30 protein-coding genes are annotated in these 26,579 nt (G+C 68.4%); 16 read left to right on the plus strand and 14 right to left on the minus strand.

Going from position 1 to position 26,579, the window contains the following annotated elements:
• The first annotated feature begins 35 nt into the window (after positions 1-35).
• Both M0R89_RS14455 and M0R89_RS14460 read left to right on the plus strand, forming a co-directional pair.
• Positions 36-1,232, plus strand: a complete 1,197-nt coding sequence (locus M0R89_RS14455) for a GNAT family N-acetyltransferase (RefSeq protein WP_248649787.1) — start codon at positions 36-38, stop codon at positions 1,230-1,232.
• 133 nt (positions 1,233-1,365) lie between these two features.
• Positions 1,366-2,316, plus strand: coding sequence for a DUF7547 family protein (locus M0R89_RS14460; protein ID WP_248649788.1), 951 nt, complete (start codon positions 1,366-1,368; stop codon positions 2,314-2,316).
• On the opposite strand, the gene M0R89_RS14465 is transcribed toward M0R89_RS14460, so the two are convergent.
• Positions 2,317-2,871, minus strand: coding sequence for a metal-dependent hydrolase (locus tag M0R89_RS14465; protein WP_248649789.1), 555 nt, complete (start codon positions 2,869-2,871; stop codon positions 2,317-2,319).
• 178 nt (positions 2,872-3,049) lie between these two features.
• On the opposite strand from M0R89_RS14465, the gene M0R89_RS14470 reads away from it, so the two are divergent.
• On the plus strand, positions 3,050-3,295 hold the full coding sequence (locus M0R89_RS14470; protein ID WP_248649790.1) for a Sec-independent protein translocase subunit TatA/TatB: 246 nt from the start codon (positions 3,050-3,052) through the stop codon (positions 3,293-3,295).
• 93 nt (positions 3,296-3,388) lie between these two features.
• On the opposite strand, the gene M0R89_RS14475 is transcribed toward M0R89_RS14470, so the two are convergent.
• Positions 3,389-3,769 carry a MaoC/PaaZ C-terminal domain-containing protein gene (locus M0R89_RS14475; protein ID WP_248649791.1) on the minus strand — a complete coding sequence of 127 codons (381 nt, stop codon included), beginning with the start codon at positions 3,767-3,769 and terminating at the stop codon, positions 3,389-3,391.
• A 100-nt stretch (positions 3,770-3,869) separates the two neighbouring features.
• Positions 3,870-4,745 carry a hypothetical protein gene (locus M0R89_RS14480; protein ID WP_248649792.1) on the minus strand — a complete coding sequence of 292 codons (876 nt, stop codon included), beginning with the start codon at positions 4,743-4,745 and terminating at the stop codon, positions 3,870-3,872.
• A 163-nt stretch (positions 4,746-4,908) separates the two neighbouring features.
• On the opposite strand from M0R89_RS14480, the gene M0R89_RS14485 reads away from it, so the two are divergent.
• Positions 4,909-5,724 (plus strand): helix-turn-helix transcriptional regulator, encoded by an 816-nt coding sequence (locus tag M0R89_RS14485; protein WP_248649793.1) that lies wholly within the window; start codon positions 4,909-4,911, stop codon positions 5,722-5,724.
• Positions 5,725-5,758: 34 nt separating this feature from the next.
• Here the strand turns inward: M0R89_RS14485 and M0R89_RS14490 are convergent, their stop codons facing one another.
• Together M0R89_RS14490 and M0R89_RS14495 are read right to left on the minus strand one after the other, a co-directional pair.
• Positions 5,759-6,124 (minus strand): Zn-ribbon domain-containing OB-fold protein, encoded by a 366-nt coding sequence (locus M0R89_RS14490; protein WP_248649794.1) that lies wholly within the window; start codon positions 6,122-6,124, stop codon positions 5,759-5,761.
• A gap of 1 nt (position 6,125) precedes the next feature.
• Positions 6,126-7,283, minus strand: a complete 1,158-nt coding sequence (locus M0R89_RS14495; RefSeq protein WP_248649795.1) for a thiolase family protein — start codon at positions 7,281-7,283, stop codon at positions 6,126-6,128.
• 165 nt (positions 7,284-7,448) lie between these two features.
• On the opposite strand from M0R89_RS14495, the gene yciH reads away from it, so the two are divergent.
• Positions 7,449-7,754: a stress response translation initiation inhibitor YciH gene (yciH, locus tag M0R89_RS14500; RefSeq protein WP_248649796.1), complete on the plus strand. Its 306-nt coding sequence runs from the start codon at positions 7,449-7,451 to the stop codon at positions 7,752-7,754.
• Here yciH and M0R89_RS14505 read toward each other — a convergent pair.
• Positions 7,686-8,222 (minus strand): hypothetical protein, encoded by a 537-nt coding sequence (locus M0R89_RS14505; RefSeq protein WP_248649797.1) that lies wholly within the window; start codon positions 8,220-8,222, stop codon positions 7,686-7,688. The two genes, yciH and M0R89_RS14505, sit on opposite strands and share 69 nt — an antisense overlap.
• A 118-nt stretch (positions 8,223-8,340) precedes the next feature.
• On the opposite strand from M0R89_RS14505, the gene M0R89_RS14510 reads away from it, so the two are divergent.
• Positions 8,341-9,351, plus strand: a complete 1,011-nt coding sequence (locus M0R89_RS14510; RefSeq protein WP_248649798.1) for an asparaginase — start codon at positions 8,341-8,343, stop codon at positions 9,349-9,351.
• Here the strand turns inward: M0R89_RS14510 and M0R89_RS14515 are convergent.
• The 5 genes from M0R89_RS14515 to M0R89_RS14535 form a co-directional block, all read right to left on the minus strand.
• Positions 9,348-10,598 carry a sensor histidine kinase gene (locus M0R89_RS14515; RefSeq protein WP_248649799.1) on the minus strand — a complete coding sequence of 417 codons (1,251 nt, stop codon included), beginning with the start codon at positions 10,596-10,598 and terminating at the stop codon, positions 9,348-9,350. The genes M0R89_RS14510 and M0R89_RS14515 overlap by 4 nt on opposite strands.
• Before the next feature lie 166 nt (positions 10,599-10,764).
• Positions 10,765-12,402, minus strand: coding sequence for an acetate--CoA ligase (locus M0R89_RS14520; RefSeq protein WP_248649800.1), 1,638 nt, complete (start codon positions 12,400-12,402; stop codon positions 10,765-10,767).
• Positions 12,403-12,520: 118 nt separating this feature from the next.
• The gene (locus tag M0R89_RS14525) at positions 12,521-12,700 is read right to left on the minus strand and encodes a hypothetical protein (RefSeq protein ID WP_248649801.1); all 180 of its coding nucleotides are present in this window, start codon (positions 12,698-12,700) and stop codon (positions 12,521-12,523) included.
• Positions 12,701-12,725: 25 nt separating this feature from the next.
• On the minus strand, positions 12,726-13,892 hold the full coding sequence (locus M0R89_RS14530; RefSeq protein ID WP_248649802.1) for a hypothetical protein: 1,167 nt from the start codon (positions 13,890-13,892) through the stop codon (positions 12,726-12,728).
• 107 nt (positions 13,893-13,999) lie between these two features.
• Positions 14,000-14,182, minus strand: a complete 183-nt coding sequence (locus M0R89_RS14535) for a hypothetical protein (protein ID WP_248649803.1) — start codon at positions 14,180-14,182, stop codon at positions 14,000-14,002.
• Positions 14,183-14,356: 174 nt separating this feature from the next.
• Between M0R89_RS14535 and M0R89_RS14540 the strand changes: the two genes are divergently transcribed.
• The 6 genes from M0R89_RS14540 to M0R89_RS14565 all read left to right on the plus strand — a co-directional run bounded on the left by M0R89_RS14540 (position 14,357) and on the right by M0R89_RS14565 (position 22,501).
• Positions 14,357-15,532 carry an alpha-1 4-glucan-protein synthase gene (locus M0R89_RS14540; RefSeq protein ID WP_248649804.1) on the plus strand — a complete coding sequence of 392 codons (1,176 nt, stop codon included), beginning with the start codon at positions 14,357-14,359 and terminating at the stop codon, positions 15,530-15,532.
• Positions 15,533-15,652: 120 nt separating this feature from the next.
• Positions 15,653-16,801 (plus strand): extracellular solute-binding protein, encoded by a 1,149-nt coding sequence (locus M0R89_RS14545; RefSeq protein WP_248649805.1) that lies wholly within the window; start codon positions 15,653-15,655, stop codon positions 16,799-16,801.
• A 3-nt stretch (positions 16,802-16,804) separates the two neighbouring features.
• Positions 16,805-18,460, plus strand: a complete 1,656-nt coding sequence (locus M0R89_RS14550) for an ABC transporter permease (protein ID WP_248649806.1) — start codon at positions 16,805-16,807, stop codon at positions 18,458-18,460.
• Between the two features lie 28 nt (positions 18,461-18,488).
• Entirely contained in the window at positions 18,489-19,673 is a 1,185-nt protein-coding gene (locus M0R89_RS14555; RefSeq protein ID WP_438267684.1) for an ABC transporter ATP-binding protein, read from the plus strand.
• Positions 19,670-21,838, plus strand: a complete 2,169-nt coding sequence (locus M0R89_RS14560; protein WP_248649808.1) for a DUF7846 domain-containing protein — start codon at positions 19,670-19,672, stop codon at positions 21,836-21,838. The genes M0R89_RS14555 and M0R89_RS14560 overlap by 4 nt, the downstream gene beginning before the upstream one ends.
• A 108-nt stretch (positions 21,839-21,946) precedes the next feature.
• The gene (locus M0R89_RS14565) at positions 21,947-22,501 is read left to right on the plus strand and encodes an NUDIX hydrolase (protein ID WP_248649809.1); all 555 of its coding nucleotides are present in this window, start codon (positions 21,947-21,949) and stop codon (positions 22,499-22,501) included.
• A gap of 203 nt (positions 22,502-22,704) precedes the next feature.
• On the opposite strand, the gene M0R89_RS14570 is transcribed toward M0R89_RS14565, so the two are convergent.
• The gene (locus M0R89_RS14570) at positions 22,705-23,646 is read right to left on the minus strand and encodes a ring-cleaving dioxygenase (RefSeq protein WP_248649810.1); all 942 of its coding nucleotides are present in this window, start codon (positions 23,644-23,646) and stop codon (positions 22,705-22,707) included.
• A 73-nt stretch (positions 23,647-23,719) separates the two neighbouring features.
• Entirely contained in the window at positions 23,720-24,493 is a 774-nt protein-coding gene (locus M0R89_RS14575; RefSeq protein ID WP_497007462.1) for a dolichyl-phosphate hexose transferase, read from the minus strand.
• A gap of 148 nt (positions 24,494-24,641) precedes the next feature.
• Between M0R89_RS14575 and M0R89_RS14580 the strand changes: the two genes are divergently transcribed.
• The 4 genes from M0R89_RS14580 (at position 24,642) to M0R89_RS14595 (ending at position 26,339) form a co-directional block, all read left to right on the plus strand.
• The gene (locus tag M0R89_RS14580; protein WP_248649811.1) at positions 24,642-25,514 is read left to right on the plus strand and encodes a DUF7124 domain-containing protein; all 873 of its coding nucleotides are present in this window, start codon (positions 24,642-24,644) and stop codon (positions 25,512-25,514) included.
• Between the two features lie 45 nt (positions 25,515-25,559).
• On the plus strand, positions 25,560-25,844 hold the full coding sequence (locus tag M0R89_RS14585; protein ID WP_248649812.1) for a hypothetical protein: 285 nt from the start codon (positions 25,560-25,562) through the stop codon (positions 25,842-25,844).
• 10 nt (positions 25,845-25,854) lie between these two features.
• Positions 25,855-26,004 (plus strand): hypothetical protein, encoded by a 150-nt coding sequence (locus M0R89_RS14590; protein ID WP_248649813.1) that lies wholly within the window; start codon positions 25,855-25,857, stop codon positions 26,002-26,004.
• A gap of 65 nt (positions 26,005-26,069) precedes the next feature.
• Positions 26,070-26,339, plus strand: coding sequence for a hypothetical protein (locus tag M0R89_RS14595; protein WP_248649814.1), 270 nt, complete (start codon positions 26,070-26,072; stop codon positions 26,337-26,339).
• 2 nt (positions 26,340-26,341) lie between these two features.
• On the opposite strand, the gene M0R89_RS14600 is transcribed toward M0R89_RS14595, so the two are convergent.
• A complete protein-coding gene (locus tag M0R89_RS14600) occupies positions 26,342-26,536 on the minus strand; it encodes a hypothetical protein (protein ID WP_248649815.1) in 195 nt (64 codons plus the stop codon).
• Positions 26,537-26,579: the final 43 nt, after the last annotated feature.

Below are 26,579 nucleotides of genomic sequence, written 5' to 3' on the forward strand. Positions count from 1 at the left end.
GCAACCTATTTGGTCGCCCCGGACGCCCCTCCGGCATGGACTATCGGCCCCTTCCGGACGACCGGAAGACCCAGTTTCGGGACTACGTGCAGTACGCCTTCAGCCCCGAGGACGGCCCGCAGGACGAGTACGAGCGGGACCTCGACGAGCAACCCGGCGAGGAGCGTGCGCTGTTCGACGGCGACGAGATGCTCTGTGTCTGCGTCCACTACTGGTTTCGGACCTCGCTTCGGGGCCAGCGGTTCGAGATGCCCGGCCTGTCGGCGGTGGCGTCGCCGCCGCAACACCGACGGCAGGGGAACGTCGCCCGTCTGCTGGGCGAGTCGCTGGCGGAGTACCGCGAGCGCGGCGACTTCCTGACCGCGCTCTGGGCGTTCGAGCATCCCTTCTACGAGCGACAGGGCTGGGGGCTGGCGAACAAGTGGCTCCGCTACGAGTGCGACCCGGGCGCGCTCTCGTTCGCCAGAGACTCCCCGCTCGCCGGCGGCGAGTTCCGGAAACTGGACGAGGACGATTACGACCGCCTCGACCCGGTTCTGGCCGCGGCGAACGAGGAGTACGAACTCACCGTCGAGCGCACCGAGGACTGGTGGCGCGAGCGCGTCTTCAGCGGATGGCGCGGCGACCCCTACGTCTACGGCTGGAAGCGCGACGGCGACCTGCGGGGGTATCTGGTCTACCGCGTCGAAGACGAGGACGAGGGCAAGCGCCTCCACGTCAGCGAGTTCGCCGCGGCGGACCGCGCGGCCCGCCTCAACTGCCTGCGATTCCTCGCCAACCACGACTCGCAGGTCGAGACCGTCACCGTCTACGCCCCGCCGGAGACCGCTCTTCTCGACGAAGTGCCGGACCCCGCGGACCTCGACTGCGAGGTGAAGGCCGGACCGATGGCCCGCATCGTGGACGTTCCGGCCGCGCTCGAGGCGCTGGACTACCCGGACGACCTCGACGCCGAGTTCACCGTCGCGGTCGAGGACCCCCTCGCGGACTGGAACGACGACGCCTTCCGGGTCGCCGTCGCGGACGGCCGCGCGACCTGCGAGCGGGTCCGCGACGGGGGAGACGCGGACGTAGCCGCTTCCGTGAGCGCGCTCTCGCAGGTCTACGTCGGCTATCACTCGGTCGGCGACGCCGAGACGTTCGCGGACCTCGACGCGCGGACGCCGGAGGCCCGCGACGCGCTCGCGGCGATGCTCCCCGAGACGGAGGTCTTCCTGAGCGAGGCGTTCTGAGAGGCGGAAATCTGCGGAGCGCGCGAAATCGGAATCCGTGACTGCGCGAAGCGAACAGACATGCGAGTCTCGTTCACTTCGCCTCGTCTCCGGAGCGGCCAAACTCTTTACGACGCGACACGTAGGCCCGGGCATGAGAGACGACCGCGACGACCGACGCGACGCGGGCGACCGGCCGACCCCCGACGACCGGGACCCCGAACGAATCGACGAGCGAGTCGAGGACCTCGAAGCGCGGGTCAGGGAACTCCGGACCGAACTCGGCCGCCCGCCGGAGGGACCGCTCGGCCTGCCGCGCCCGCCGACGCCCCGCGAGGTGCTGTCGTTCACCGGCGAGTACGCGATTCCGACCGCCATCGCCATGCTGGAGGCCAACGTCCGGGCGCTGAAGGCGCTCCAGCAGGTCATCCGCCTGCTCGACCCCGAGCGTAGCGTCGTCGGCGAGGAGCGCGACCGACTTCAGGGTCGGGCGGCCGACGCCAGTCGCCTCACTCTCGACCGCCTCGAATCGGCGCTCGAAGACGTGGAGACGACGATTCGAGAGAGCGACCTCCCCCGCGAGGACGCGGCGCGCGACATCCTCGAAGACGCCCGGCGAATCAACCGCGAGATTCGCGACCGGGTCGAGCGCGAGCGACAGGAGGTAGACGAGTCCCGGCGGCGCGAGCGGGACATCGACCGCGAGCGAGGCCGCGACGGCCAACGGGGGCGCGACGAGCGACCCTCCGACGACGAGCGGTCTGACGGCGACGCCGACCTGCAGGGCGGGACGACCATCGAACTCACCGACGAGAGCGAGGACTCGGAAGACGAGGGCGACGCTGCGGACGCATCGAAGGACGACCGGGCCGAGGTGGACGTGGAGGCCGAACTCGAATCCATCAAGGACGAGATGGAGCGGCGCCGGAACGCGGACGGTGCGTCTCCGGCGGACGCGTCCGCCGGAGACGCGACTGCGGCGGGCGAGGACGGCGACGACGAACGAGCGGACGGTTCAAGCACCGACGCGGGCGACTCTACTGCCGACGGCGCCGACGCCAGCGGTTCCGATGCGGACGGTTCCGACGCGGACGACGACGCGTAGCTACTCGGCCGCTCCGCCTCCGCGCCGAAGTCTGCGGTACAGTCGCCGGACCAGCGACGGGTCGGCCGTCGGGGCGCGGCCCGCGACCCACGCCGCCGTCGCGCATCCGACGCCGAACGCGAGCATCGCGTAGTTGGCGGCGTCGTTGGTCGCGCGCACGAGGTCCAGCGAGTAGAGCGCGGGCGAAACGGGGTAAATCGGCATCACGCCCCACGGGTTGACGAGGTCCGCGAGGAGGTGGGTGACGACCGCGAAACTCCCGAGGAAGAACGCCCAGAGCGCCCCCCGGAGCGCTTCGCGCCGCGGTCGGGCGAGGAGCGACGAGGCGACGACCAGCACGCAGAGACCGCCGACCGCCACGGCGAACCAGAGGGTGTGGGTCACGCCGCGGTGGACCAGAAACTCGAACCGGCCGTCCAAGTCGGGAAGCAGCGCGTACGAGAGGACGACGCCGCCGCCAGAGAGCGCGTCGCGGACGTACCCCCGCGAGAGTAGGGCGTACCCGACCACCGCGTAGAGCGCGAGCGCCAACCCGTAGTGGCCCGGCGGGAACATACTCCGACACGGCCGCGGATTCAATGTCAATCTACCGGTTTATCAGGTGTTGGAAGTCGAACACGCTCCGACCCGGTCGGGGCGCCGGACGCGGGCGACGAGGATTCGGCGACGCGCGAGGTGACAGCCGACTGACCGACGAGACGTTGATATCGACCGCTCGCGTAGGACGCTCGCTATGATTCCGACACCGCTGTTCGGTCCCGTGCCGGGCGGGATGGAGATGATGGTAATCCTGCTGGTCGCCGTCCTGCTGTTCGGCGCGAACAAACTCCCAAAACTCGCGCGCTCGACCGGGCAAGCGATGGGCGAGTTCAAGAAGGGCCGCGAGGACATCGAACGAGACATCCGGGAGTCGGCCGCAGTCGCAGAGCGCGACGAGGCGACCGACGATGCGCTCGAAGACGAGACGGCCAACGTCTGAGTTTTCGCCGGGTGACGACACTAAGACACGAAAACCGTCCTTTTCCACGTGAAAATACGTCTCTTAGACAGCTATTTATTGTTCTCTCTCGACCTACTTCCAGACCAGTCCCTCGACGGTGCCGGTCAGAACCGTCTCGCCGTCCTCGTTCTCGCAGGTGACGGCCGCCGAGAGGTCGTAGCGGTCGGTCTGCTCATCGACGGCCTCGACGGTCATCTCGCAGGTCAGCGTCTCCCCGGTATAGACCGGCTTTCGGAAGTCGAAGGTCATCGAGCGCCCGAGGACTTCCAAGTCGGCCCCGATTTTGGTCGGCATCGTCGCCGTGAGCAGGCCGTGGACCAGCAGTCGGCCGTCGTCGTCGGGTTCGAGGTGACGGGGTTGCTCGTCGCCCGAGACGTCGGCGAACTGCCGCACGTCCTCGGGCGTGAAGGTGCGCTGGAAGGTCCGGGTGTCGCCTTCTTCGGGGGGTGACATGTGAGTCCGTCGTTCGGTCGCCGGGGTTGTCAGCTTCGGGGGTCGACGAGGCGTCTTTTCGTCCTCCCGTTCGCGGCGACCGAATCTCGGGGGCCGGGAGTCACTCGCTCGGCCCCGAGAAGGCCTCGAAGTCGTCGAGATAGAGGTACACGCCGCCGTCTCCGGTCGGTTGCAACGCGTACGCCGTCGGATACTCGTCGGCGGTGAAGAACTCCGCCGGCGTCCGTAACTCGGCGGTGACCACCGCGTCCACCCCGGCGGCGAACTCGACCGCAATCATCGGCTCGAACAGGGTGAGCCGACCGACACCGTCGCCGTCCGGGTCGTACGCGCCGTAGACGTGCGTGTGCGTGAACTGACCGCCCTCCTCGAACTCCGGCGCGTTCGGATTGCCGATGGGCTCCCCGCGCTCCGCCTCCACGAGCGGTGCGTCGGGTTCCCCGTCGTCGTCGGTGTCGACCGCAGGCGGGCGGACGTGGCCCTCAGGTAACTGCGGCTCCGGAATCGCGTAGTTGGCCGGACCCGATTCGATTCCCTCCACGGTCGGCCGGTCGAGCATGTGGAACTCGACGTCCAGATGTGGAACGTCGTACACCCCTTCGGGCCAGTGGCCTGTCGGCAGGTACTCGAATTTCGCGAAGGAGAACTGGTGGCGGTCGATGTCCTCGCCGGCGACCGTCTCCGACGGCAAGGCGAGCGGTGTGGCCACTTCTTCGTCGTCGAACGCGTTCAGCGCGGCACCGTCGATGTGGACGCCGACCGTCGTAACTGCGTTCGTCGAACCGGTAGTCGCGTACGCCGTCACCGTGCCATCTCCGACGGCGACTGAGTCGCCGGGGTGGAAATTCGAGACGCTCGACCCTTCGTCCGCGCCGGCGTTCCCGGTCACGACGGAACCGACCGCCACTGCCGTCCCGGTCTTCAGGAACGTTCGCCGTCCGATGCGCTCCACTCGATTCGTTGGTAGTCGCGTCATCTGTCTGGTTCACCGGCCCGGAACGCGGGCCCCGAAGTAGACGACGCCCGATTCGTCCATAGCCCTATTCGGTGGGAATATTCCCGCGTCCCGCGAACGTTCCGGCCCCGTGGGAAAGTATTAGAGACCGCACGGGCGTACTCCCCGACACGGGGCGTGTGAAATGTCACCACGAACCATCGAGCCGACGCTGGACGCGATTCGAGTGTTCGCAAACTCGGCGAACAGCGTACGGGTGTTCGAAGCGCTCACCGACGGGCCGACGACGAGCAGGGACCTCGCCGAGCGAACGGGGGCCTCGCGCTCGACGGTCGCTCGAATACTGGACGAGGGCGAATCGCGCGAGTGGATACGCTCGGAGGGGAGCCGATACGAACTCACGGACCTCGGGTCGGTCATGATACGCGAGTTCCGCGACTACGTGCGGACGCTCGAAGGCGTCCAACACCTCGGAGAGGCCGTCCACTGGCTCCCGTCGCCCGCTCGCTCGCTCGACTTCCGCCACTTCTGTGACGCCGACGTAATCACGCCGACTCGCCCTGACCCGTCAGAGCCGTACGACTACGTTGCCGAGGCAATTCGCACGGCGACCGAGTTGCGCTCGCTCGTGGAACTCGCCATGCGACGGTACGTGGAGATAATCGACGACCGGTCAGAAGCGGGACAGTTGGACGCGCAGGTCGTACTGGAAGCCAGTTGGTTCGACCACCTCGGCGCGGAGTCGGAACAGGTTCCGCTCTGGCGGCGGCGAGCGGAGCGGAACGGGGTCTGGAAGTACGAGGGCGACGTTCCGATCAATCTCCACATCTTCGACGAACAGGTGGTGTTGTGGCTGGGCGACCGAGTCGGGGACGAACGGATGGTACGGGGAGTGTTAGCCACCGAGAACCCGACCGTCGAGTCGTGGGCCGAATCGCTCTACGAGGAGTATCGGGCCGCGTCCGAACCGCTCGACCCGGAAACTCTCCCCGGGGCGTGAGAAACCTCGCTGGCGTCGAGTCGAAGCGGACTGCTCAGACGGATTCGAACCGATACCCATCCCACTCTTGGCTCTCCTTCTCCCGAATCCCAGCGTCGGGGTCGCGCAACTCCTCGGCGTAGACCGGCCGCACCTCGTCGCCGATTTCGACCTCGGTGTCCTCGGCCAGTTGTCCGATGGCGCGGACCGACTCGCCGTCCACTTCGAACTCCACGACGGCCAGCGAGTTGGGTTGCCGGACGCCCGGCGGGGTCGCGGTGTTCGTCGTCCACGTCACGACCTCCGCCGTCTCGTCGCTCAGGTCGATTTCGTCAGACTGTTCCTCGCCGCACTCGGGACACAGTTCGTGGCCCGGATAGGTCACGTGCCCGTTCGGGCATCGGTAGGCGTTCAGCGTCATCTCAGGGTTCCTCCAGAATCGTGGTGGTCACGCAGTTGCCGAACCCGCCGACGTTGCAGGCGAGACCGACCTCGCAGTCGACCTGCCGGTCGCCCGCGTCGCCGAGCAACTGCCGGTGGAGTTCGTACACCTGTGCGACGCCGCTCGCGCCGAGCGGGTGGCCCTTCGACTTCAGGCCGCCCGAGGTGTTGACGGGCAACTCGCCGTCTCGGTCCGTGACGCCCTCCTCGACGGCCTTCCACCCTTCTCCCTGCTCGAAGAAGCCGACGGCCTCGCTCTGGAGGAACTCGAGGATGGTGAACATGTCGTGGAGTTCCGCCACGTCCACGTCCTCGGGGTCCAAGTCGGCCATCTCGTAGGCGTCGTCGGAACTCTCGACGGCACCGCCCATCACGGTGGGGTCGTCTCGCTCGTGGACGACGTGGGTGTCGGTCGCGCCGCCGATGCCCGAAATCACGGTGTACTCGCTCTCGGGGACGTACTCCTCGGCCACGGACTCGGGGCAGAACAGCAGGCCCGCGCTCCCGTCGGTGATGGGACAGAAGTCGTAGAGTCGCAGGGGGTCGGCCACGATGGGCGACTCCATGACGGTCTCTAAGTCCACTTCCTTGCGGAACTGGGCGTGGGGGTTGTCGAGTCCGTTCCGGTGGTTCTTCACCGCGACCTTCGCCAGACTCTCGCGGGGCGCGTCGTACTCGTGGAGGTACCGACGCGCCGTGAGGCCCGCGAAACTCGGCAGGGTCACGCCGTGCTTGTACTCGACGGGGTGAGTGAGCGACGCGATGACGTCGGTCGCCTCCGCGGTCGTCTTGTGGGTCATCTTCTCGCCCCCGACCAGCAGGGTCATCTCGCTCGCTCCCGAGGCGACCGACTGCCACGCGGCGTAGACGCCGGCGCCGCCGGAGGCGCTGGTCTGGTCCACGCGCTGGGTGTAGGCCGGCAACGCGCCGAGGTCGTGGGCCAGCGCGTTCGGCACGCCGGTCTGGCCCTCGAACTCGCCGCTGGCCATGTTCGAGACGTACAGGTGGTCGACCTCGTCGGGAGCGACGCCGGCGTCGGCGAGGCACTCGCGGCCCGCCTGCGCGAGCAACTCGCGCAACCACTCCTCGCGCTCCCCGAACTCGGTCATCGAGGCTCCGATGATTGCGACTCGGTCCATGCCTGCCAAAAGGCGCAGCAGGGGTTTATAAGCCGGGGATGGCAGAAGAGAAGTTTCAGACGGGCGATAGCTGGCCGGTCGGTCGTCCGGGAGTACCGAGGCCGGATTCGGACGGCGGTTCTCCGGCGGGGAAGGCTGAAAGGTTCGAATCCCCTACGTCGAGTTATGGGGGAAGACAAAGACATCAGCGACGTTTCGGGGCTTCCGGACGAACTCGGCATCGACGAGGACCTCGGACGGGCCGAACAGCAACTCACGGTCCGCGTCGAGGAGCGGACCTACGGCAAAGCGGTGACTATCGTGGAGGGGTTCGACTCCACCTCGGTGGACGTAGGCGACCTCGCCTCGCAACTCAAGAGCAACCTCGCCACCGGCGGGACCGTCGACGAGGGCCGCATCGAACTACAGGGGGACCACCGCGAGCGCGCCGCCGACCTGCTCCGCGACGAAGGCTTTCAGGTCGGGGGGTAGGCGGACCTCGGTCGGCAGTCGCACGCCCTCGGGCAAGCGAAGCTTCTCGGGCACGTAGGGGTCCGAGACGTAGGAGTGGAGGTATCGCGCCCAGAGCGAATCCAGCGGCGTCCGCCAGCCGAGCGCGTGGCTGAGGGCGTCGTCCCACGCGACGAACAGGCCGACGAGGAGCGCGGCGTGGGGCACCGTCCCGTAGCGCCACCAGCGCGGGCGCATCGCCGCGAGCGTGGCGACGCCGAGCAGGACCAACACGCCGAACGCGCCGACCGCGGGGTAGTACGGCCACGTCAGCGCGAACGCGAACACCGACAGCAGCGTCAGTCCCGCGATACCCCACGGGCCGCCCTCCGAATCGGCGTCGTTGAGCATCCAACAGACCAGCAGTATCAGCAGGACGCCGAGATAGAAGTGGTGCGGTCCGAACACGGCCCCGTCGGGTTCCGCCTCGTGGGGAAAGCTCCCGAACACAGGACACGTACGACGAACTAGAATAAATAAATTTCCGGGGCGATTTGAGAGCGTCCGGGAGGGTGACAAGTCTCTCCCCGACCCGTACGCTCTTGGCACCGGACGCGCGAGTTGACGTATGCTCCCGCAAGTTCACGTCGTCGCGACCGGCGGCACCATCGCAAGCACGCCCGACGAGGGCGGGGCCGCACCGAGTCTCGACGGCGAAGACCTCCTCGTTTCGGTGCCGAACCTCGCGTCCCACGCCGACCTCGGCGTCGAGTCGGTCTCGCAGGTCCCGGGGTTCGACGTGGACTTCGGAATCATGGCGGAGGTCGCCGGGCGCACCCGCGATGCGGCCGCAGAGGGTGCAGACGCCGTCGTCGTAACCCACGGCACGGACACGATGGCCGAGACCGCGTACTTCCTCGATTTGGTCTGCTCGCTCTCGGTCCCGGTCGTCGTCACGGGCGCTCAGCGCCGACTCGACGAACCGAGTTCCGACGCGGCCGCGAACTTGCTCGCGGCCGTCCGCGCGGCCACCCACTCCCGGGTGAGCGAAGGCGTCTTCCTCGCGTTCGACGACGAACTCCACGCGGCCCGCGACGTGCGGAAGGTCCACACGCACAAACTCGCCGCGTTCGCCTCGCCGAACGACGGCCCGGTCGCCACGCTGACCCGCGCCGGGATTCGACTCCACCGCGAACCGCGGAGCGAGTCGGTTTACCTCCCGGTCGCGGGGGAGGACGCGTCGGTCGAGGAACCCGACGCTCGCGTCGAGATGGTCGTCTCGGCGGCGGGCGTGGACGGCGCGCAAGTCGAGCGCGCGGTCGAATCCGGTGTGGACGGTCTCGTCCTCGCGGGAACCGGTCTCGGGAACGCGACCGGCGAACTCGGCGAGGCCGTCGCGGACGCCATCGACGCGGGCGTCCCGGTCGTGTTGACCTCGCGGTGCGGCGCGGGAACCACCGGCGCGGTCTACGGCACCGCGGGCGGCGGTCAGACGCTACAGGACCGAGGTGCGATTCCCGGCGGCGACCTCGCGCCGTGGAAGGCGCGGGTGAAACTGGCGCTGGCGCTGGACGCGGTAGATGACCCGGAGGACGTGGCGCAGTACTTCGCCGATTCGGCGACGGCCGTGCGAGACTAACCCTCGACCGTCGTTTCACCGGATTTCTCGGCCAGTTCACTGGACTCGCCGGGCGTCTCAGTAGAATCGCCGACTGTTTCGCCGGATTCACCGACCGACTCGTTCGCTTCCTCGACCGCCTCGCCTCGGTCCGCGGCCGGGAGCGTGACCGTGAAGACGCTCCCCTCGGGACCGGTCTCGGTCAGTTCCACGCTCCCGTCGTAGCGCTCGGTCAGCGTCTGCACGATGTAGAGACCGAGACCGTGGGTCGCGCCGCTGTTGTCGCTCCGTTCGAAGAGCGCCGCGCGCTCTTTGGCCGGGACGCCGGGACCGTCGTCCGCGACCCGGACCGCGACCGTCTCGCCGGTTCGCTCGGCGGTCACTCGTATCCGCGGCCGGTCGCCGTCGTGGTGTTCGACGGCGTTCCTGAGCAGGTTCCCGAAGATCCGCGGAAGCAGGTCGTCCGCGGTCACGAGTAGCGACTCCGGAACGGCGGTCTCGATTTCGACAGCCTCGTAGTTCTCCGCGATTACTCGCAGTTCGTCGTCGAGTACGTCCCGGAGGTCCACCGGTCGCAGGTCCGCGTCGTCTTGCGTCAGTTCTATCAGCACCTGCACGTCGCGAATGACCTTCGTCATGTCTTGGCCCTGTCGGTAAATCCGTTCGAGGGCGGACTCGGTGGCTCCGTCGAGGTCGTCGTCTTCGAGCAGAACCGACGCGTAGCCGATGATGACGTTCGTGGTGTTCAGCACTTCGTGACGCAGGAGACCGTTGAGATAGTCGAACCACTGGCGCTGTCCTTCGGCCTGTTCGGCGCGCATCGAGGCCCGTTGGGCTTCGAGTTCGCGCTGGATGGCTCGCGCCTCGACGCAACCGACGAGCAGGCCGCCCGACGCCCCGACGTTCGCCGCCCAGAGCCCCCACGAGAAGCGAAACGGCGTCGTACCGCCCGACCACGACGCCATGATGGCGAGATTGATGGTGAGGAAGAACAGGAGACCGCCGAGTACCCACCCGCCGATGCGGGGGTAGCGCTTCGGCGGGAGGTCGCTCCTGCCGAGCCAGTACCCGCCGCCTATCAGCGCCGCCATGAAGATTACGTAGAGCGAGAAACTGACCGCGAGACCTTCCGAGAGACCGAACTGCGCCCGGTAGAAGACGTACTGCCCGGCCAGAAAGAGGAGGAAAAACAGCCCCCCGAGACCGACGAGAAGCGACGGTATCTGCTCGCTCGGCAGCGACCGAGGAGCGTCGGAGTTCGGCGACATGTCTCCGAGGTTCGACTCTTTCGGTATAATCCTTGGTGCTTATTCTCATCAGCGAGAATCGTCGTTCGGCGTTTCAGCCCCTCTCGATGGTGTCAATAGCCGAACTGGAGTCGGCGTCCGACGAGTGCCGTGACGCCAGCGGAGGCCGCTTTCGCCCCTGCTGGCTTCACTCGCCGAACTGCTCGTTCTCCTGTTCGCGAAGCTCTATCCGGCGAATCTTCCCGCTGGAGGTCGTGGGGAGTTCGTCGACGTACTCGATGCGCCGCGGGTACTTGTACGGGGCCGTCTCCTCCTTCATGTAGTCCTGCAACTCGTCGGTCAGGTCCTCGCCGCTCTCGTAGCCGTCCGCGAGGACGACGTAGGCCTTGACGACGTTCCCGCGTTCGTCGTGAGGACTGGCGACCGCCGCGGCCTCCGCGACCGCATCGTGGCCCACGAGCGCGTCCTCGACCTCGAACGGGCCGATGCGGTAGCCCGACGAGATGATGATGTCGTCGGCCCGGCCCTCGAAGAAGAAGTAGCCGTCCTCGTCCTTCCGGGCGAGGTCGCCGGTCCGGTAGTAGTCGCCGTGGAACGTCTGCTCGTCCAAGTCGGGCTTCTCGTAGTAGCCGTCGAAGATGGCGGGGCTCCCGACCGGGACCGCGATTTCGCCGGTCTCGCCCGCGTCCACTTCCTCCTCGTCCTGCGTGTCGAGCAGGGTCACGTCGATGCCGGGCACGGGCTTGCCCATGCTCCCCGGCTTCACGTCGATGCCGGGGTAGTTCGTCACCAGCGCGACCGTCTCGGTCTGGCCGTAGCCGTCCCGCGGCGTGACGCCGAACGCCTCCTCGAACTCCTGAATCGGTTCGCGGTTCAGCGGTTCGCCCGCCGACACCGCCTCGGTCAGCGCGAGGTCGTACTCGCCCAGTCCGTCGACCTGCGTGAACATCCGGTACTGGGTCGGCACGGCGCACAGGCGCGTGACGCCTTCTTCCTCCATCAGGTCGAGGAAGGTTCCGGCGTCGAAGTCGCCGTCGTAGATGAATTGCGAGGCACCGGTCGTCAACCCGACGCCCACGGGACTCCAGAACCACTTTGCCCACCCGGTGCCGGTGGTCGCCCAGAGCAGTTCGTCCGAGAAGTCGGTGTCCCTGTCGACGCCCCACCAGTACTGGCCGTTGACGAGTTCGAAGCACCGCATCCACCGGTGGCGGTGGAGGACGGGTTTCGGCTGACCGGTCGTCCCGCTGGTGTAGTTGATGGACATCGGGTCGTCGGCCGACAGTTCCGGCCCGTCGTGGTCGGTCGGCCGTCCCTCCAGCAGGTCGGCGAAGGCGTGCCAGTTCTCGCGCTCGGGGTCGCCGTCCGCGTCCAGCACGACGACGGTGTCGAGGGGCGTCTCGTCCAGCACGGGTTCGACCATCTCGGTGAGGTCGGCGTGGACCACCACGGTCTCGGCCTCGCAGTCGTTGGCCCGGAAGGCGATGTCCTTCGGCTTGAGCATGGCCGAACAGGGGACCAGTAGCGCGCCGCGAGCGAGCGCGCCCAACTGGACGGCGAACGCGTCGGGGTGGCGCGGGAACAGGTGCATCACTCGGTCGCCCTCGCCGACGCCCAAGTCCGCCAGCGCGGCGGCGAACCGGTTCTGGTCGTCGCGCAGGTCGGCGTAGGTCCGCTCGGCCTCGCCGCCCTCGTCGTCGCGGAACCGGACCGCGAGTCGGTCGCCGAACGACTCGGCGTGGTCCTCGACGACCGCCGGGACGTTGTAGTCGGCCGGAATGTCCCACTCGAAGGTCTCGCGCTCGCGTTCGTAGTCGAGAGGCATGTCTTGGAATCTCGACAGGCGGACATTTGATTGTATCGCCGACCCCGGGCGCGAGGCCGACCTCCGAGTCCGCGACACGCTCTTAGTGCGTCCGACCTCGAACCCGGACGGGTCGGACTCAGACCGCTCGCCCGCGCCGCGACAGTCCTATCAGCACCGACCCCGCGGCCAGCACGAGAACTGCCGCCGACAGTAGCAGCGTGGTGTACGCGAGGTTCAACACCAGCGGTGCGAACAGGACGAGCGTCCCGACGACGATGAGTCCGACCCCGCCCCAGAGTTGCGTGTCGTCGTCCATGCACCTCGTATCATCGTCCGGTAACTTAGGTCCGATTGCCGGTTGCGGTGGTCTCGGGCGTCGTCGGTCGCCAGTCGTCGGGGTCGGCCGAGAGCGGCACGGCCCGGGTCTCGGTGACGGTCTGGCGTCGGTCGTACCTCCGGACCGCCGCCGTCCCGCGTTCGGGGGCCTCGCCGGGAATCCGTGAGAGCAGGAGGTTAGTGAACTCCGCGTTCAGGGCTCCGCCGAAGTCGTGGCGGAGTTGCACGACCGCCTCGCGCCCGTCGGTGACGACGTCGGTCGGCCAGAGGTGGTAGCCGTTCGCTCCCAGTCGGAGTTGGAGCGCCAGCAGGTAGCCGTCCTCGTAGTCGGTTTCGCGGACGAACTCGGCGAAGGCGGCGTCCGTCGGCGCGAACTGCTCCGCCGCCTCCGGCGTCGTGACGAGAGCGCCGCCCGGCACGTCCAGCGAATCGCTCGGCGGGTCGCTTCTCGACTCGACGTTCACCGTCTCGAACACCGGCCGGTTCGGCGGCGCGAACGTCTCGGTTCGATAGACCGACTCGACGCCGAAGGCCCCTGCCCTGTCGACGACGGTCACGCGGACCTGCGAGGCGACGCCGGACGGAACTCGGAGGAGTAGCGTCGAAGTCGCCGGACCACCGCGCTGTCGGTTTCTCGACTCGACGTGACAGACGACCTGCGGCGGTGCGGCGTTCCAGTCCACGAAGTCGAACGCGAGGCCGAACGCCGAGGAGGGGAGTTCGGTCTGCACCGCGAGTACCGCGGTCGTCTCGAAGTCGGTTTCGGCGACGAACCGCTCGACGGCTTCGGCGTTCGGTCCGACTCTACCGGCGGGGACGCTCGACGCGTCGAGTCGTTCGGCGTCGCTCTCGCTGTCGAGAACGTGAGCGTAGTACCGCGTCGCGGTGTCGGAGACGCCCCAGTCGAAGACGGGCGTCTCGTGGACGAACGCGACCGCGCGGCCGTCCACAGTCCGCTCGGCGCCGGTCCTCGACTCGGCGGTCGTCTCCGTTTCGGTCGTCGATTCGTCGGTCGCTCGGACCGGCCGCTCGGCGGTCGTCGCGTCCGCGGTCCGCTCCGTCGTTCGCGTCTCTTCGGTCGTCCGCGTTTCCGGGGTTCCCGAGCAACCGGCGAGCGTGCCGGCGACTCCGAGCAGACCCGCCCGGAGGAGGGCGCGGCGGGAGGGCGACATACTCCGACCGAGAGTCAGACGATTGAAATTACTTCCGGCTCTCGCTCGGGCGACCCGCCGGACGACTCGGCGGATGGTCCGGCGGATGGCCGACCGACCGCTCGCCGTCAAACCGGCCGCCCGTCTTCCGCAGTGCCGATTAGCACCGCGCCGGCCGCGAGGCCGAGGACCGAGACCGCGCCCGCCTCGCGGGCGAAAGGGAGGCCGAGCGCGACCGACCCGAACAGTAGGACTCCGGCGATGACGAGGACCGCGACTCCGTACTTGCTCTGTGCGTTATCAAGTACCATGGTCGTGGTTACGGCGGTGAGACGCTTGGCTCCGATTCCGGAGATGTTCGGCGGAGCGCCGCTGATTCCCTTTAAATCCGGACGACGCTTCGTCGTCGCCTACTCGCGACGGTCCGTCCCGCCGACGCGAACAGACAATCTTTTAGGCTTGCCTAAACCAATTCGTGGTAACGAATGAGCGCGACAGAGGACATCTGCGTCGTCGTCCCGACGATTCGGGAGTACGAGTGCATGCGGGCGTACTTCGACAACGCCCGCGCACACGACTTCGACTTGGACCGCCTCCACGTCCTGTTGGTCACGGAGGACTTCTGCGACACCGACGCGATGCGCGAGATGCTGGCCGACGAGGGCGTCTCGGGGGAGGTCTTCGACGGAACTCGGCGCGAGGAGTGGTACGAAGCGCGGGGCATCGCGGAGTACGACCACCTCGTGCCCGCCGCGAGTCACGCCGAGACGAGTTTCGGCCTGCTGTACATCTGGGCCAACGACTTCGACTACGGCTTCTTCGTGGACGACGACACCCTACCCCACGAGGACTTCGACTTCTTCGGTCGCCACATGCGGAACCTCGACTTCGAGGGCGAGGTGACGGAGGTTTCCTCGGACGAGAACTGGGTCAACGTCCTCTACCAGAACTTCGAGGAACACGGTCTCTACCCCCGAGGCTACCCCTACGCCGCGATGGGCGAGACCGTCGAGACCGACACCGCCCGCGTCTCGGACGTGGTCGCCTCGCAGGGCCTCTGGACCAACGTCCCGGACCTCGACGCGGTCCGCATCCTGATGGACGGCGACCTGCAGGGGCAGGCCCAGACTCGCACTACGAAGGCCGATTACGCCGAGGACTTCGTGGCCGCGCGCGGCAACTACCTCACCGTCTGCTCGATGAACCTCGCGTTCGAGCGCGAGATTATCCCGGCGTTCTACCAGCTTCCGATGGACGACAACCGGTGGGACGTGGGCCGGTTCGACGACATCTGGTCGGGCGTCTTCCTCAAGCGCGCCTGCGACGTGCTGGGCAAGCGCATCTACAACGGCGCGCCGCTCTGCGAACACAACAAGGCCCCGCGCTCGACCTTCGACGACCTGAACAACGAGGTGCCGGGGCTGGAACTCAACGAGCACCTCTGGGAAATCGTGGACGGCGTCGGCGAAACCGCGAGCGCCGGTGGCGACTCCTACGCGAGCGTCTTCGGGGCGATGGCGACCGAACTCGCCGAGGGCGACTTCGAGGAGTACGAGAACGGCGCGTTCTTCAACTACGTCGGCGAGTACATGCTCGACTGGCTCTCGGCGCTCGACGAACTCCGCGCCATCGACCCGACGCCCGCGCCGGCCGACGACTGAGTCGCTCCGCCGACGCCCGAAACGCCTCGCGGACACCGGAACCCCCTGCCGGGGTCAGAGACGACTCACGGACGCCGGAATCGGTAGGTATAAGAGTTTTAGGCCGACCTAATTCTAGATATGAGCGAGCGTCGAACGTGGACACGTCGTCGTCTCCTCGCGTCGGGCGCGGTCGGCGCGACAGCGGGTCTCGGCGGCTGTCTCTCGCGGTTTACGAACCAGCAGAACGAGAACGCGGACCTCAGCATCTCCGACTTCCGCGGGTCCGGACCGATGGTCGAGTCCCGGTCCGCGCCGGGCGGTACCTCGATGGACGACCTGCCGGACCTCGACGGCACCCTCCAGGTCTATCTGGGCGGCGGCGAGGGCGGCCTCTACGAGAACCTCGTCCGACTCCTCGAACGGAAGTACTCGAACTTCACCGCCAAGGTCCGGATGGCCCCCTCGACCCAGTTGGCCAACGAGATAATCGAGGTCGAGAAGGGCGGCGATAGCTCCGCCGACGTGTTTTGGTCCATCGACTCCACGTCGCTCGGCCTCGTCGCCGACGCCGGAATCACGACCGAACTCCCCCAGCGCGTCGTGAAACCGGTGCCCGAGGGCTTCCGGGCGGGCGACCGCTCGTGGGTCGGCGTCGCCGGACGCGCGCGGTCGATTCCGTACAACACCGACGAGTTCTCCGAGTCCGACCTCCCGAACAAAATCGGCCAGTTCACGAAGAACGCCGGCCTGAAAGGGGCGATGGGCTGGGCACCGACCTACGGCGCGTTCAAGTCGTTCGTCACCGCGATGCGACTGCTCGAAGGGCCCGAGAAGACGAAGCAGTGGCTCCGCGGGATGCAGAACCAGAACATTTCGCGGTACCCCGACGAGTTCCAGGTGTCGAACGCCGTCGCCGACGGCGAGATTACGGCCGGGTTCGCGAACCACTACTACGCGCTCCGGGTCATCGCGTCCCGCGAGAACGCGCCCATCGACCTCGCGTTCACGAAGAACGACGCGGGCGCGCTGGTCAACGTCTCCGGGTGTGAAATCATCCAAGGCACCGACCAGAAGGAACTCGCGGCCGACTTCGTCCGCCACCTGCTTTCGGCGGAGGCACAGGAGTTCTTCGCCACGAGGACGTTCGCGTACCCGACGGTGCCCGAGGTCCCGCCGGTCGGCCCACTCCCGACGGTGGACAAACTCCAGCCGCCCCAAATCGACCTCTCGAAGCTCTCGAACCTCGAACCGACCCTGAAACTGATGCGCGAGGTGGGGGTGCTGTAGCGGATGGCCGCCAGCGACCGCGTCCGCGAGACGGCCGCGACGTTCGGCGACGACGGGGAGTCCCCGCCGGTCTCGCTGGTCCTGCTGGCGGGGTCGGTCGCTGCGCTCGTCGCCTTCCCGGTCGTCTGGCTCGTCCTGCGGTCGCTCGAAATCGGCCTCCAGCAGGCGCTCGACCTGCTCTTTCAGCCCTCGACGCTCGAAGTCGTGACCAACAGCGTCGCGCTCGTCGCGGGCGTCACGCTCGGGTCGATTCTGATAGGCGTTCCGCTGGCCGTCCTCACGGTCCAGACCGACCTGCCGTTCCGACGGTTCTGGACGGTCGTCGTCTCGCTCCCGCTGGTCGTGCCGAGCTATATCGGCGCGTTCGCGTTCGTCTCGGCGTTCGGTCCCCACGGCGTCCTCTCGGACCTGCTCGCGCCGCTCGGCGTCGAGTCGATTCCGACCATCTACGGCTTCGAGGGCGCGACGCTGGTGCTGACGCTGTTCACGTACCCGTACGTCTTCCTGACGACCAGAGCCGCGCTCCTCTCGTTCGACGGGACGCTGATGGAGGCCGCCCGGACGCTGAACCACGGCCGGTGGGCCGCCTTCCGGAAGGTGACGCTGCCCCAAATCGCGCCGGGCATCGCGGCCGGGGGCCTGTTGGTCGCGCTCTACGCGCTCTCGGACTTCGGCACGCCCGCCATCATGCACTTCGAGGTGTTCACTCAGCAGATATACGTGACGATGTGGGAACCGAACCACGCCGCCCTGCTGTCGCTCCAACTGCTCGCGTTCGCGGCGGTCGTCCTCGCGCTCGAAAACCGGGTCTCCGAGAGCGAGGAGGGCGCCCACGTCTCCCGCGGGTCGGGGTCGGTCCGCATCTCGCTGGGCCTCTGGAAGGTTCCGGCCCTGCTGTTCTGCGCGCTCGTCGCCACCCTGTGTCTGGTCGTCCCGGTCGGCATCCTCTTCATGTGGCTGACCCGGAGCGACCCGGCCTACGCCGGAGGCGGCTTCGACTTCTCGTGGATTTACGGCCTGAACTCCGGGTGGGTCGCGCTGTTGGCCGCGCTGGCCGCGACGCTCGGAGCGCTCCCGGTGGCGTATCTCTCGGGCCGGTCGGACTCCCGACTCGCCACGCTGTTCGAGCGCGCAAGCTACGTCGGTTACGCGACTCCGGGCGTCGTGTTGGGTCTCGCGCTGGTGTACTTCGCGTCCTCGACCACCCCGGAGGTACTGGGCGTCGAACTCAGCCTCCACCAGACGATTCCGTTGCTCGTGTTCGCCTACGTCGTCCGGTTCCTCCCGCAGGCGGTCGGCGCGGTCCGGTCGTCGATACTGCAGGTCGACCCCAAACTGACGGAGGCCGCCCGGACGCTCGGCGAGTCGCCGGGGTCGGCGTTCCGGCGCGTGACGCTCCCGCTGGTCAAACCCGGCGTGGTCGCGGGCGCGGCGCTGGTGTTCCTGACGACGATGAAGGAACTCCCAGCGACGCTCGTCCTGCGTCCGACAGGTTTTGAAACCCTAGTCACGTACATCTGGCGCGTACAGGACGCGGGCTACTACGGGCAGGCGGCGGTTCCGGCGCTCGCCCTCGTGGGCGTCTCCGCGCTCTCGATGCTGGTCCTGCTCAAGCAGGACGGGAGCCTCGTGCGGCGGGAAGGAGGAAAGGATGCCTGAACGCTCTCGACACGACGACTCCGACACGATGGACCGAACCCACCACGACGCGACCACGACCGCGCGACGCCGTGAGAGTGACACTGATACCGACCGAGACCCCGAGACCGTTCTCGAACTCGACGGCGTCGTCAAGGAGTACGCCGCCGAAACCGCTGTAGACTCACTGTCGCTGTCGGTCCGAGAGGGCGAACTCCTCACGCTCCTCGGCCCCTCCGGGTGCGGCAAGACCACGACCCTCCGCACGATGGCCGGCCTCGAACGCCCCGACGCCGGGACGGTCCGCCTCGGCGGCGAGGTGGTCGCCGACGAGACCCACTCGGTCAACCCCGAGAACCGCGACGTGGGGCTTGTCTTTCAGGACTTCGCGCTGTTCCCCCACCTCACTGTCGCCGAGAACGTCGCGTTCGGACTCACAGAGGCCGACGAGGCCGAGACCGACCGGCGCGTCTCGGAACTCCTCGACCTCGTGGACCTCTCGGGCCACCGCGACGCCACGCCCGACGAGTTGTCCGGCGGCCAGCGACAGCGCGTGGCCCTCGCGCGGTCGCTCGCGCCCGAACCCGACATCCTCCTGCTCGACGAACCCTTCTCGAACCTCGACGTTCGCCTGCGCGTCGAGATGCGCGAGGAGGTCCGCCGGATTCTGAAGGAGGCGGGTGTCACCGCCGTCTCGGTCACTCACGACCAAGAGGAGGCCCTCTCCATCTCCGACCGCGTGGCCGTCATGAACGACGGCCGGGTCGAGCAGGTCGGCAGACCCGAGAGCGTCTTCGAGCATCCCGAGTCGCGATTCGTCGCCTCGTTCCTCGGACAGGCCGGATTCCTCTCGGCGCGGTCCGAGGAGGGGACGGTCGTCACGCCCATCGGAAACTTCGCGCCCCAACGGCTCAACGGCCTGACGACCGAGTACGCGGGCACCGACCTCGACGTGCTGGTCCGGCCCGACGACCTCCGGGCGACCGTCGTCGAGGAGTCGGAGGCCGACGGCCACATCGTCCACCGCCAGTACACCGGACCCTCCTTCGTCTACCGGGTGGAACTCCACAACGGCGACCTGGTCCACTGCCAGCACAACCACGTCGAGGAACTCGACATCGGCAAGCCGGTCCGGGTCGAACTCGACGCCGACCACACGCTTGCGTGGTACCCGCCGCGGGACGGCGAGGAATCGGCCACCGAGCGGGTTTCGGACTCGGTACGGCCCCGATGAAGCGCCGGCGATTCCGCCTCCTCTCGGCGGCGCTGGCGACGCTCGCCGGCGCCGTCGTCCTCCTGACCGCGACCGAGCTATTTCCGTACCACACGACCAACCACGACGAGGCCGTCTACCTCCAGCAGGCCGCGATGCTGCTGGAGGGGCAGCTCTCGCTGTACCCGCCGGTCCCCGACTCGTTCCGGCCGTGGTTCTTCGTCCGGGACGGCGCGCGACTCTACCCCAAGTACGCGCCGGTTCCGGCCGCGATGTTCGCGGTCGGGAAGCTACTCGGCGGATTCCGTCTCGCGCTGGCGGGGGTCGCCGCGGCCAACGTGGCGCTGACCGTCGCGGTCGCGTCCGCGGCCTTCGACCGTCGGACCGGCCTGCTCGCGGGGGCGTTCCTGCTGGCCTCGCCGCTGTTCCTGATAGACTCGTCGGTCTTCCTGCCGTACGCGCCGACGACGTTCTGGAACCTGCTGTTCGCGTTCGCGTACCTCCGGTCGGCCCGGCGCGAGGCGACCGGGGGCGCGAGCGCCAGCGACCGCGGGACCAACGGCTACGCTCTGCTCGCGGGTCTCGCAGTCGGCGCGGCGTTCTTCGCGCGACCTTACACCGCGGTCCTGTTCGCCGCGCCGTTCGTCGCGCACGCGGGCTACTCGCTGTGGGTCGGCCCCTCGGCGAAACGCCTGACGCGCCTCTCGCTGACCGCGCTCGGCGGGTTGGCCGGCGTCGGAGTCGCCTTGGCGTACAACGCCGCGATGACCGGGTCGCCGACGGTCTTCCCCTACGCCGCGTTCGCGCCGCAGGACGGTCTCGGGTTCGGCCACCGCGAGATTCTGGGCTACGCCCGCGACTACACCCCGGCGCTGGCGCTCCGAGCGAACGCCGAGGTGGTGGCGCTGCTCTTCACCGAGTGGGTGGTCGGCGGGCCGGTCGGGACCCTGCTCGCCGCGGTCGGCGTCGGCGCGTTCCTGCGACGTGTCGCCCCCGACTTCCGTCGGCGCTCGGAGTGGTCGCCGGACCTCACCGACGCGCAGGCGAAAGCGACGCTGGCCGGTCTCTTCCTCACGGTCGTCGCGGGCAACGTCTTCTTCTGGGGGAACCTCAACGTCCTCGGGTCGCTCGCGGACCCCGCCGACGGTCTCGTCGACACGCTCGGGCCGTACTACCACTTCGACCTGCTCGTGCCGACCGCGGCGTTCGCGGCCCACGGGGCGCTCCTCGGGCTCGACCGCGCCCGGGCGCTCGTCGGCGACCGCACTCGACGCCGACGGGCGGTCGTCGCGGGCGTCGCGCTCGCGGGGTGCGTCCTGCTCGCGGGCGCGACGGCGGGCCTCCTCGCGCCGACCGTCGCCGACCACGCCGAGACCACCGACGCCTACGAGGCGGCCTACCAACCGTTCGAGGAGCGACAGCTATCGAACTCGGTGGTGTTCCTGCCGACGCCGTACGGCGACTGGCTCAACCACCCGTTCCAGCACCTCCGGAACGACCCCGGCTTCGACGGCGAACGCGTCTACGCGCTCTCGGACGGCCCCGACGACCTCGCGGTCGTCGCGGCGTATCCGAATCGGAGCTACTACCGGTACGTCTATCGCGGCGAGTGGACGCCGTTCCTCGGCGACCCGGTCGACCCCGCGCTCCACCGCGTCCGGGCGGTTCGCGGCGAGCGCCTCGCCCTGAACGCGACGCTCGCGGTGCCCGACTACGCCGAGAGCGTGTCGGCGCGCGTCTCGACCGGCGACGAGTCGGCCTACTACGGCGTCGCGGGCACGCCGGAGAACGTGTCGCTCGGTCTCCGGGTCTCGAACGGGACCGCGCGCCTCGCCGGTCCCGGCGTCAGTTCGGTCGGCGAGAACGCCACCGTCCCGGTCGGACGCGAGGACGAAATCGTCGTGCAGGTGTTCGTCAGCGACGCGACCGGCGGGTTCTCCTACCGCCTCGAACTCCCGGTCCGCCGGACCGACGGCGAAGTCGCCGCGCTGACGCCCTACCGAGAGGTCTGTTTCGTCCCGGACAACTGCAACGGCGCGGCGGCCTACATCGAGGGCGCAGTCCCGGACGGCGTTCGGATGGAGACGACGCTCCGCGCGAACCGGTCGGGTCAGGTCGCCCGAACGGAGAACGCGACCGCTCGGGCTCCGCTAGACTCTCGGCGTGGTTTCGAGAGTCGAGGCTGACCGCCCCGACGCGTGCTGACGGACCACTCGCGGGTCGCGCCAACCGTGCGAGGTCTGCGCGAACGGAGGCGCAACCCAAAAGCCGGTTCGCGCAGAACTCCCGCCCGGATGACGTTCCCGGACGACCTCCCGCGGAGTGAGGAGACGATTCTCCTCGACCCCGACGCGTTCGACACCGTGCGTCAGAACGTCGAAGCGGGCTTCGACCGGTGGGTCGGCGCGGTGGTCCGCGACGGCACCGGTCGGGTCGTCCTCGTCCGGAATCGGTGGAGCGTCGGCTGGGTACTCCCCGGCGGCGACCCCGAACCCGGCGAGTCGCTCCGCGAGGCGGTCGTCCGGGAGGTCCGCGAGGAGACCGGTCTCGACGCGACCGTCGAGCGACCGCTGGAGGTGGTCGAGCAGACGTTCACCGCGGACGAAGCTATCGCGGACTGGACCGCCGCGTCGGACGAAGCCACGGCTGACGGGTCTACCGCGTCGGACGAAACCGCGACTGCCGCGACCGCCGTTTCTGGCTCCTTCGTCGTCTTCGAGGCTCGGACCGACGACCCGACGCTCGGCGAGGACCTCGGTCGGGACGACGACGAGATAGCCGACGCGGCGTGGTTCCACTCGGTGCCCGCGGAGTGCGAACACCGGTCGCTCGTGGCGCGACACTTCTGACCGTTCGACGCGGGATAGACGAATGGAAATCGTTCTCTGAGAACGATTTCTATGTTTCTAGCGATGGTAGACGTGTCTCTAGATTGCTCGGCCGTTGCAGGCTACCCGGACTGGCGGTCCCCGGTCCCCGACCGCCGGGCGACCGCGCGAGGCGTCCGGGCGGGGTTCGTCCCGGCATCGGGGATAAACGTTCGGCCGACTCGCTACTCGGTCGGGCGGTCCGTAGATAGGTCCGGAAGGCCCGCCTCGATTTCGTCGCGCTGACCCTCTAACCACTCGGGGAGGACCAGTCGCTCGCCCAGTTCGTCGAGGTCCTCGTCCACGGTGTAGCCCGGCGATTTCGTGGCGAACTCGAAGAGGACGCCGCCCTTCGTGCGGGCGTACACCGACTCGAACCACTTCCGGTCGATTATCTCGGTCGGCCGGAGGCCGTGGTCCATCAGCACGTCGCGCCACGCCGACTGGTCTTCGTCGGTCACCTGAAAGGCGACGTGGTGGACCGTGCCCGCGCCGGGTTGTCCGCGAGGCGCCTGCGGGTCTTCGAGGATATCGACCGCGTAGCCCAGTTCCCCGTTGGCCTCGAACCGGCGTCGAGTCCGGTCACTCTCGGTTTCGCGCAACCCCATCGTCCGGAGGAGGTCCGCGGTGGGTTCGGCCGAGTCCAACGAGAGCGTCACGCCGAAGAAGCCCCGAATCGCGTGTTCCTCGGGCACCGGCCCTTCCGGCGGATGGCCGGCGGGCGCGTCGTCGCGAGCGACCAGTTCGAGCGGCAGGCCGTCGGGGTCGCGGAACGGGACGACGGTGTCGCCGAACCGCTCGCGCGGGTCGTCGGTCTCGACCCCGGCGTCCGCGAGGCGGTCGCGCCAGTACTCGACCGAGTCGGACGGAATCAGGAAGGCGGTCGTGCTGACCTGTCCGGTGCCGACGCGACCCGCCTGCGCGCCCTCGTACGGGAAGAACGTCATACTCGTTCCGGGCGTTCCCTCGTAATCGGCGTAGAACAGGTGATAGACCGACACGTCGTCCTGATTGACGCTCCGCTTGACGAGTCGGAGGCCGAGCGTCCGCGTGTAGAAATCGAGGTTCTCGCTGGGGTCGCTGGCGATGGCCGTGACGTGGTGGATACCGGGAACGTCGGCAGGCATACCGGGACGTACCCCGTCGTCCGGATTAACTCTGGGGGCCTCCCGCGAGTTTCGCGGGCGGTGGGTTCCGGCGCTACCGCTCTTCGAGACACACCTTCACGATGGACTTGGCGATGGCCGCGCCGCCCGCGAAGGGGTCTAACTTCGTCTCGCCCGCCCGCTCGTCGTACTCGATGGGGACCTCTCGCACGTCGTAGCCCCGCATCAGCGGCCGAATCAACAGTTCCGCCGAGAGCCCCGTGTTCTCGGTCCAGCGGATGTCCTCGACCACGCGTCGGCGGTACGCCCGCATTCCGGTGGTCGTGTCGTGGACGAGTTCGCCCGTCAGGAGACTGGCGAGTCCCGCGAAGGCGTAGTTCCCCCACCGGTTGAGGTCCGGCATCGCCTCGGCCCCCCAGTAGAGTCGGTCGCCGCTGACCACGTCGTAGCCCCTGTTTATCCAGTCGAGGAACTCCGGGAGTTGCTCCATCGGGTAGGTGTCGTCGCAGTCGGTCGTCACGACCACTGGCCGGTCGGGCGTGAGGACGGCCTCCCGCACGGCGACGCCGTAGCCCTGCGGTGCCTGCTCGACGACCGTCGCACCGCGCTCGCGGGCGATTTCGGCGGTCCGGTCGGACGACCCGTCCACGCAGACGACCTCCGCCCGGCCGTCGGTCACGCGCTCGATGTCGTCCAGCACCGTCCCGATGGCCGCCTCCTCGTTGTACGTCCCCATGACGACGCTCACGTCGTCGAAGGTGTACTCGCCGTCGGCCCTGCGGTCCGCGCCGTCCGGCGAACCGCTCGCGCGAGCGGACCGGTCGCCCGCGCCGTTCCGGTCGTCGGGCCTCCCTGCGTCGGTGTTCATGCTGTCCGTCGCTTGTCGCGGGCCGTATTTGTAGTTTTAGGTTCGCCAAAAACACCTCTCGCGCGGGGATACGTTTAACCGCGTCAGCGTCGATACTGTGACTAGTTACCGTCCGACACGTCATGTCCGACGCGGACGGCTTCCGACCATGACCGAACGCATCGACTTGGACGACCTCGACGTCGGAGACGACGGCGAGGATGAGGGACCGAACCCGGGCGACTGGTTCTGGCGCGAGGAGGACGCTCCCGACGCGCCGGAGGCCGTGACCGACGTAAAGACCGACGTGACGGCCGACTCCGAGCGGTCGGCGTCGGCGACTCCGGACTCACCGGGACTCGACGACGGCGAACCGATTCCCCGCGTCCCGCGCGAGAACGAGGCCCGGCCGGCGGGGATTCCGACGGAGTCGGGCGGTGCGGGCGCGGGCGCCGGGACGGACACGCCTGCCGCGAGCGCAGATGCATCTGCGAGCGCAGACGACACAGACGCAGGTTCGGCCGCGAGCGCAGACGCGCCTGCGGCGGACGGGCGAGCGAGCGCCGACTCGGGCGGGAAATCCGAGGCCACGGGCCCGCACGGCGGCGGCGCGGACGACATGACGCTGGCGTTCACCTACGCGGCCGCGACCCGCTTCCCAAACTTCGGCGCGGTCGCCGTCGATGCCAACCAATGGGCCGACTGGGTCGGCATCGTCGGCCAGGTCCCGGCCCACGTCCTCAACAAGTTCCAGCGCGACCGGAACGTGGACCTCGATTTCTTCAACGGGAGCGCGCGCGGCCCGGCCGAACGCCTCGCGGCCGTCGGTCCAACCTCGATGTTCTACGCCGAGCGCATGGTCCTCGTCGGCGTCGAGGGCCGCGACGAGGAGATAGCCCAGCGCGCGGACTGGGAGTTCGTCCCGCTCTCGGAGGCCGCCGAGAAGGCCGGGTGGGAGGTCGCCGAGTCCCCGACCGACGAGGGAGCGACCGGCGGGCGCGACGACGACCGGACCGACGCCGGTCCCGAGTCGCCGGAGTAACTTTTTCACGTTCGGTGTGGTAGCACGAGCCATGGGGGAGTACAGATGAGTCTGCGAACCGCGGCGAAACGGGCACCGATACTGCTGGCGGGCGTCGTGCTGTTCGGCGCGTGGGTCGCGCTGAACCTGTTCCGGGTGTTCGACGCGATTCCGTCGCTCTGGACCGGCGGGACCGGCGTGGGACAGACGTTGCTCGGCGGACTGGTCGGCCTGCTGGTCATGCTCACCGTCGTCGTCCTGCTAGTCGGACTGTACAGTGCGATTTCGGAGTCGTCGCCCGCGCCGGAGTCGTTCCCGCCGACCGATAGCGGTCTCGGGTCGAATCGATGAGGTGGCGACGATGACGCGCTACGAGTGTGCCGGGTGCGGGCAACTGGCCGACTTCGCCGACGCGCACGGCGAGACGGTCCATCGGGACTGTCCGGTCTGCGAGGCCCCGACGCACTGGGAAGTGGCCTTCACCGACGACCGAGCGGGGGTGTCGTTCTGACCGTCTCGTTTACGGTCGGCGACCGCTTCGTCGCGGCGGCCGAGGAGTGGGGCGAAGACCGACTGATGGACCGCGACGACGCCATCGAGACCAAGGCCGAGCAGGCCCTGCTCGAAATCGAACATCTCGCCTCGGGCGCGACCGAGGTGGAGTTCGAGGTCGAAGACCGGACCGTCAGCCACGAACCGAGCGACGAACTCGCCGACCTGCTGGCCGAGCAGGCCGACGAGACCGGTCTCTCGGAGGCCGACGTGTTGAAACTCCACGCGGAACTGTTCTCGGGCGCCTTCCGCGACGACGACGCGGTGCGCCCGCCGAACGCGCCGCCGGAGTGACGTCAGTGCTGGTCGTCTAACTCCTCGGCCCGCCGCTGAACCTCGCCGAGCGCGCGCTCCTGTTGTTCGCGAGTGACCCCGCCGGACTCGGCGTGGCGGCCGCCGTACTGCCGCGACGGAATCGCGTCCCAGACGGTTCCGTCGTCCCCGTCGGACGAGTCGCGGGACCGTAGCCAGCCGGGCAGTCGCGTGAACATGCCCTCACGTTTCTATTCTCACATTATAACTGTTCGTCGCGTC

Source organism: Halorussus limi (assembly GCF_023238205.1).
Lineage (GTDB): Archaea > Halobacteriota > Halobacteria > Halobacteriales > Haladaptataceae > Halorussus > Halorussus limi.

Coding starts and splice junctions, on each gene's coding strand:
- M0R89_RS14455 (WP_248649787.1), top strand. CDS start 36: ATGGACTATCGGCCCCTTCCGGACGACCGGAAGACCCAGTTTCGGGAC.
- M0R89_RS14460 (WP_248649788.1), top strand. CDS start 1,366: ATGAGAGACGACCGCGACGACCGACGCGACGCGGGCGACCGGCCGACC.
- M0R89_RS14465 (WP_248649789.1), bottom strand. CDS start 2,871: ATGTTCCCGCCGGGCCACTACGGGTTGGCGCTCGCGCTCTACGCGGTG.
- M0R89_RS14470 (WP_248649790.1), top strand. CDS start 3,050: ATGATTCCGACACCGCTGTTCGGTCCCGTGCCGGGCGGGATGGAGATG.
- M0R89_RS14475 (WP_248649791.1), bottom strand. CDS start 3,769: ATGTCACCCCCCGAAGAAGGCGACACCCGGACCTTCCAGCGCACCTTC.
- M0R89_RS14480 (WP_248649792.1), bottom strand. CDS start 4,745: ATGACGCGACTACCAACGAATCGAGTGGAGCGCATCGGACGGCGAACG.
- M0R89_RS14485 (WP_248649793.1), top strand. CDS start 4,909: ATGTCACCACGAACCATCGAGCCGACGCTGGACGCGATTCGAGTGTTC.
- M0R89_RS14490 (WP_248649794.1), bottom strand. CDS start 6,124: ATGACGCTGAACGCCTACCGATGCCCGAACGGGCACGTGACCTATCCG.
- M0R89_RS14495 (WP_248649795.1), bottom strand. CDS start 7,283: ATGGACCGAGTCGCAATCATCGGAGCCTCGATGACCGAGTTCGGGGAG.
- yciH (WP_248649796.1), top strand. CDS start 7,449: ATGGGGGAAGACAAAGACATCAGCGACGTTTCGGGGCTTCCGGACGAA.
- M0R89_RS14510 (WP_248649798.1), top strand. CDS start 8,341: ATGCTCCCGCAAGTTCACGTCGTCGCGACCGGCGGCACCATCGCAAGC.
- M0R89_RS14515 (WP_248649799.1), bottom strand. CDS start 10,598: ATGTCGCCGAACTCCGACGCTCCTCGGTCGCTGCCGAGCGAGCAGATA.
- M0R89_RS14520 (WP_248649800.1), bottom strand. CDS start 12,402: ATGCCTCTCGACTACGAACGCGAGCGCGAGACCTTCGAGTGGGACATT.
- M0R89_RS14525 (WP_248649801.1), bottom strand. CDS start 12,700: ATGGACGACGACACGCAACTCTGGGGCGGGGTCGGACTCATCGTCGTC.
- M0R89_RS14530 (WP_248649802.1), bottom strand. CDS start 13,892: ATGTCGCCCTCCCGCCGCGCCCTCCTCCGGGCGGGTCTGCTCGGAGTC.
- M0R89_RS14535 (WP_248649803.1), bottom strand. CDS start 14,182: ATGGTACTTGATAACGCACAGAGCAAGTACGGAGTCGCGGTCCTCGTC.
- M0R89_RS14540 (WP_248649804.1), top strand. CDS start 14,357: ATGAGCGCGACAGAGGACATCTGCGTCGTCGTCCCGACGATTCGGGAG.
- M0R89_RS14545 (WP_248649805.1), top strand. CDS start 15,653: ATGAGCGAGCGTCGAACGTGGACACGTCGTCGTCTCCTCGCGTCGGGC.
- M0R89_RS14550 (WP_248649806.1), top strand. CDS start 16,805: ATGGCCGCCAGCGACCGCGTCCGCGAGACGGCCGCGACGTTCGGCGAC.
- M0R89_RS14555 (WP_438267684.1), top strand. CDS start 18,489: ATGGACCGAACCCACCACGACGCGACCACGACCGCGCGACGCCGTGAG.
- M0R89_RS14560 (WP_248649808.1), top strand. CDS start 19,670: ATGAAGCGCCGGCGATTCCGCCTCCTCTCGGCGGCGCTGGCGACGCTC.
- M0R89_RS14565 (WP_248649809.1), top strand. CDS start 21,947: ATGACGTTCCCGGACGACCTCCCGCGGAGTGAGGAGACGATTCTCCTC.
- M0R89_RS14570 (WP_248649810.1), bottom strand. CDS start 23,646: ATGCCTGCCGACGTTCCCGGTATCCACCACGTCACGGCCATCGCCAGC.
- M0R89_RS14575 (WP_497007462.1), bottom strand. CDS start 24,493: ATGAACACCGACGCAGGGAGGCCCGACGACCGGAACGGCGCGGGCGAC.
- M0R89_RS14580 (WP_248649811.1), top strand. CDS start 24,642: ATGACCGAACGCATCGACTTGGACGACCTCGACGTCGGAGACGACGGC.
- M0R89_RS14585 (WP_248649812.1), top strand. CDS start 25,560: ATGAGTCTGCGAACCGCGGCGAAACGGGCACCGATACTGCTGGCGGGC.
- M0R89_RS14590 (WP_248649813.1), top strand. CDS start 25,855: ATGACGCGCTACGAGTGTGCCGGGTGCGGGCAACTGGCCGACTTCGCC.
- M0R89_RS14595 (WP_248649814.1), top strand. CDS start 26,070: ATGGACCGCGACGACGCCATCGAGACCAAGGCCGAGCAGGCCCTGCTC.
- M0R89_RS14600 (WP_248649815.1), bottom strand. CDS start 26,536: ATGTTCACGCGACTGCCCGGCTGGCTACGGTCCCGCGACTCGTCCGAC.